The organism is Bacillus timonensis (assembly GCF_004799755.1).
Taxonomy (GTDB): domain Bacteria; phylum Bacillota; class Bacilli; order Bacillales; family Bacillaceae_L; genus Ferdinandcohnia; species Ferdinandcohnia timonensis_A.
This window is the reverse complement of record NZ_SLUB01000110.1, coordinates 1-4176: the sequence shown is the minus strand read 5'-3', so window position 1 is coordinate 4176 and position 4176 is coordinate 1. Positions and strand designations below refer to the sequence as shown.

Sequence of the window (4176 nt, the reverse complement as noted above, 5' to 3'; positions counted from 1 at the left end):
CTACGCTCAACGTAAAGTTGAGGTAGAAAGTGTGTTCGGTCACATCAAGGGCAATAGGTCGTTCCGCAGATTTTCCTTGCGGGGGCTCGACAAAGTACATGTCGAGTTTGGGATTGTGGCATTAGCCCACAATATGCTGAAAGTAGCAGGCATCCGCCAGTTACTTTCAGAGAAAAATCGAAAAACTCAAAAAGGGCAAGGGAGAAAAACGAATTGTTTTTCCCCCTTGCCTTATTTTTTAGGACTTATCGGACAGTCCCTTTTTAATGGGGAAAATAAATTTGTAAAGCTTTGGTTTCGTTTGTTAATTGATAAAAGTCCCTAAAATCGGGGAGGATTTCAATTGTTTTGTAGTTTGTAAGTGGTATTTTTTGTTTCGCTAATTGGTCTTTCATAAAAAATAGAAAACCATCCTCAATTTGTATATGGGAAAAGGAGAATCCGTCACGTGCAAGTAATTGCTCATCCTCGTACCAATTCACGACCACCTGTTGGTTTCCGTACTCCGTTAGTCTTTGTACGATTTCTTTATTTTTTCCAGACGCGAAAAACATAGCCACCACACCCACATTGATCAATGTATTTATAGGTCACTTCAGTTTCAAACTTATGACTTATAGCTTCTGCGAGATAATGAATTGGGTTGCCAAAGCTTGCAGGCGTGACGAGATTGACATAACAGCCTTTTTCCGTTTCCTCGATTGCCTTCAACCCATCCTCGATCACTAATGCTCGGTTATGCTGATAATCCCCATGTTCTAAATCAATCGACCAATCCTTCGCCATACCATCACCTCACCTTCATTATAAAACCAACTAAGGCAAGAGTAGATGATATGAATCACAGGGATAACAGTTGTTACAGTTTGTTTCAATTTGATTAAGATTTTTCAGTATAATTACAAACAGGTCTTAGACTTTAAAAAGAAATTTACAAATCAAAGACAACGGCATAAAATACCTCTTTGCGATGCTATAATACGATAACAATAGTATGGAGGTTATATGATGGCTACTAAGCGAGAGTATTATTTTGATAACGCGAAGTTTATCCTAATATTCCTGGTTGTCTTTGGACATTTTATCCAGCCCTTTATTGATGATCATAAAATCATCATGACAATTTACCACTTCGTCTATTCCTTTCATATGCCTGCATTCATTTTAGTTTCGGGATATTTTGCAAAGGGATTTAAGAAGGAAGGCTACATTAAAAAGACGGCGAAAAAGTTATTGATTCCGTATTTGATTTTTCAGCTAATTTATACAATTTATTATTACTTCCTATATAATGGGCAGTCGCTCTTTTTTGAACCATTTAATCCGCAATGGTCGCTTTGGTTTCTCATTAGTTTATTCTGTTGGAATGTGATGCTTTATGGCTATACAAAGTTACCGATGAAATGGTCGTTAGCACTTGCGGTTATCGTTGGGGTAGGGGTAGGCTATATTCCATTTGTGGAGAATTATTTGAGTTTATCACGGACATTTGTCTTTTTTCCTTTATTCTTACTAGGATTCTATTGTAAAAAAGAGCATTTTACTGCGTTGAAACGTCCGGCGGTCCAAGTAGGATCAGCAGTACTCTTGTTGGCGATTTTTATTGGCTATTATTTTGTTCCAGATTTCAATACGGGTTGGCTGTTGGGGTCAAAGTCGTATGAGACACTTTCACAGGAAAATCTAGGCGGGCTCATAAGACTAGCAGTTTATGCAATATCAATTGTGATGACAATAGCATTTTACTCCTTATTACCGAAAAATAAATATTTCTTCACAAGCTGGGGAACACACACATTGTATGTCTATCTATTACACGGCTTTGTGATTAAATATTTCCGAAACAGCGATTGGCTCGACGTAATTAATGATACTGGCAATTTTGCAAGTTTGGTGTTCGTATCCTTACTATTAACATTGCTACTTTCATCCAAAACAATCCGTGCAATTACCCAGCCACTCATCGAACTCCGAATCTCCATTATCAAGCGATTCTTCCGAGTAAAACAGGAAGGGTATTAAGGAACCAGAGGGACGGTTCTCTTGGTCCAGTTGAAACTACTGGTAACAAGGGAAGGGTCCCTTTTGTGTGTTTTGGGAACCACAAGAACCGTCCCCGTGGCAACCCCCGTGGCAACCGTGGCAACCGTGGCCAGCTTGGCTGCCAAGTTCCTGTGCTCCCTTACCCTTTATAGTTTTGTGCTCGTTTGACGAAGGATTGTTCGTCTTCGATGAGGCCGCATACGCCGCATTGTACTTTGATTTCTGGACCTCGGTATGGGACATGGAATGGGTCAAGGTTTGCGGTGTATTCTTCAACAATTTCGCCGCTTTGCGGGTCCATTTTAACCGACTTTGGCACTTGTTCAATAATATTAAATCTTGAGCGATTGGTTTTACAATTAGGACATAAATAAGGACTACTCATTTTTGCACCTCCTATTTTTTACTTTTTCCTTTTCTGGAATAAATATGAGCGTATTTTTTTGAACACGTGCCAGAAGTGATATAATAAAACCAAGCAAAAGGAGAAAGGAAGAGGGCAAATGGAAAATACACATGAAAAAGTTGAAAAAGCAACCTTTGCAGGTGGCTGCTTCTGGTGTATGGTTAAGCCGTTTGATACACAGCCAGGAATTATTGAGGTTGTTTCAGGTTATACTGGGGGAACGAAAGAGAACCCGACCTATGAAGAAGTATGTTCTGATACAACAGGACACTACGAAGCCGTACAAATTACATATAATCCAGACATCTTTCCTTATGAAAAACTAGTTGAACTTTTTTGGCAGCAAATCGACCCAACCGATGCGGGCGGACAATTTTACGATCGTGGAGATTCCTATCGCACAGCGATTTTCTATCATACGGAGGAACAGAAAAAAGTTGCGGAAGAGTCTAGGAAAAAGCTAGCTGAAAGCGGGATTTTTTCAAAACCAATCGTAACCCCAATTCTTCCTGCAAAGGAATTTTATCGTGCGGAAGAGTACCATCAAGATTATTATAAAAAGAAACCAGAACATTATAATCGTTATCGCAAAGGCTCTGGAAGGGATACATTTATTAGAAAACATTGGGCTGCAAAGGAATTTGAAGAGGCGAAGAAAAACCTGACCGACATGCAGTATTACGTGACACAAGAACAAGGTACAGAACCACCGTTTCAAAATGAGTTTTGGAACAATGCAAAAGAGGGCATTTATGTCGATATTGTTTCAGGCAAGCCATTGTTCAGCTCGTTGGATCAATATGATGCAGGCTGTGGCTGGCCAAGTTTTACTAAGGCGATTGATGCAAAAGAAATTGTCGAAGAGCTTGATACATCCCATGGCATGATTCGTACGGAGGTTAGAAGTAATACAGCAGATTCCCATTTAGGACATTTATTTTATGATGGGCCTGGTCCAACTAGAATGCGCTATTGCATCAACTCCGCAGCACTTCGTTTTATACCGAAAGAAGATCTTGAAAAAGAAGGCTACGGTGAATATGTGAAGCTTTTTGGGTAAAAAGCATGTCTATACACCAATTGTGAAAAAATGACTATTTTCATAATTGTTGGTTGACTCTCTTAAACTAGAGTGCTATGATGAAATAGACCATTTTGTTGCGTTATATAAGTTTAAAGAAAGAAAGAACGTTAATTTCGGCTTATCTTCTGAAGTTATATGTGAATTTGTTTTAGATTTATGTAAGTGTACAATGGTTAAATTTTTCGATGCACAAATGGTTTGTGTGTTCATTTTTAGGAGGCATATTTCATGCAAAATGGTAAAGTAAAATGGTTTAACAGCGAAAAAGGATTCGGATTCATCGAAGTACAAGGTGGAGACGATGTTTTCGTACACTTCTCAGCAATCCAAGGCGATGGCTTCAAAACTTTAGAAGAAGGTCAAGAAGTTTCTTTCGAAATCGTTGAAGGTAACCGTGGACCTCAAGCATCTAACGTAGTTAAATTATAATTTAACCTATAAATAAGATCACAAAACAGTCCTACATATGTAGGGCTGTTTTTTTATGGGGTTTTAGGCTGGTAGATCAGGAACCAACGATTAAGTCCGTATAATTGTGTAAAAAGAAAATGAGTCATTTTATTCCTTTTTGTCAACAATGTTTAACGACCAAGAAAAACATAGAAAAGAGGAATAAAAATGACTCAAATACAGTTTAACCTAG

General features: G+C 38.5%; 6 protein-coding genes. 4 read left to right on the top strand and 2 right to left on the bottom strand.

Annotation, left to right across the window (positions count from 1 at the left end):
- Nucleotides 1–325, top strand: a 325-nt coding sequence (locus E1I69_RS25165; RefSeq protein ID WP_242634693.1) for a transposase, incomplete at its 5' end; no start/stop codon positions are given.
- A gap of 203 nt (nucleotides 326–528) precedes the next feature.
- Here E1I69_RS25165 and E1I69_RS23850 read toward each other — a convergent pair.
- The gene (locus E1I69_RS23850) at nucleotides 529–786 is read right to left on the bottom strand and encodes a CGCGG family putative rSAM-modified RiPP protein (RefSeq protein ID WP_136381991.1); all 258 of its coding nucleotides are present in this window, start codon (nucleotides 784–786) and stop codon (nucleotides 529–531) included.
- Nucleotides 787–1005: 219 nt separating this feature from the next.
- Here E1I69_RS23850 and E1I69_RS23845 point away from each other — a divergent pair, with 219 nt between their 5' ends.
- Nucleotides 1006–2022, top strand: a complete 1017-nt coding sequence (locus E1I69_RS23845; protein ID WP_347561872.1) for an acyltransferase family protein — start codon at nucleotides 1006–1008, stop codon at nucleotides 2020–2022.
- Nucleotides 2023–2182: 160 nt separating this feature from the next.
- Here the strand turns inward: E1I69_RS23845 and E1I69_RS23840 are convergent, their stop codons facing one another.
- On the bottom strand, nucleotides 2183–2428 hold the full coding sequence (locus E1I69_RS23840; protein WP_116352232.1) for a DNA alkylation repair protein: 246 nt from the start codon (nucleotides 2426–2428) through the stop codon (nucleotides 2183–2185).
- A 118-nt stretch (nucleotides 2429–2546) separates the two neighbouring features.
- Here E1I69_RS23840 and msrA point away from each other — a divergent pair, with 118 nt between their 5' ends.
- Nucleotides 2547–3509: a peptide-methionine (S)-S-oxide reductase MsrA gene (gene msrA / locus E1I69_RS23835; RefSeq protein ID WP_136381989.1), complete on the top strand. Its 963-nt coding sequence runs from the start codon at nucleotides 2547–2549 to the stop codon at nucleotides 3507–3509.
- Nucleotides 3510–3761: 252 nt separating this feature from the next.
- On the top strand, nucleotides 3762–3962 hold the full coding sequence (gene cspD / locus E1I69_RS23830; protein WP_077618477.1) for a cold-shock protein CspD: 201 nt from the start codon (nucleotides 3762–3764) through the stop codon (nucleotides 3960–3962).
- The last annotated feature ends 214 nt before the right edge of the window (nucleotides 3963–4176 follow it).

Bases quoted from the DNA above. Each gene is read 5' to 3' on its own strand.
- E1I69_RS23850 (WP_136381991.1), bottom strand. From the start codon at position 786: ATGGCGAAGGATTGGTCGATTGATTTAGAACATGGGGATTATCAGCAT.
- E1I69_RS23840 (WP_116352232.1), bottom strand. From the start codon at position 2,428: ATGAGTAGTCCTTATTTATGTCCTAATTGTAAAACCAATCGCTCAAGA.
- E1I69_RS23845 (WP_347561872.1), top strand. From the start codon at position 1,006: ATGATGGCTACTAAGCGAGAGTATTATTTTGATAACGCGAAGTTTATC.
- msrA (WP_136381989.1), top strand. From the start codon at position 2,547: ATGGAAAATACACATGAAAAAGTTGAAAAAGCAACCTTTGCAGGTGGC.
- cspD (WP_077618477.1), top strand. From the start codon at position 3,762: ATGCAAAATGGTAAAGTAAAATGGTTTAACAGCGAAAAAGGATTCGGA.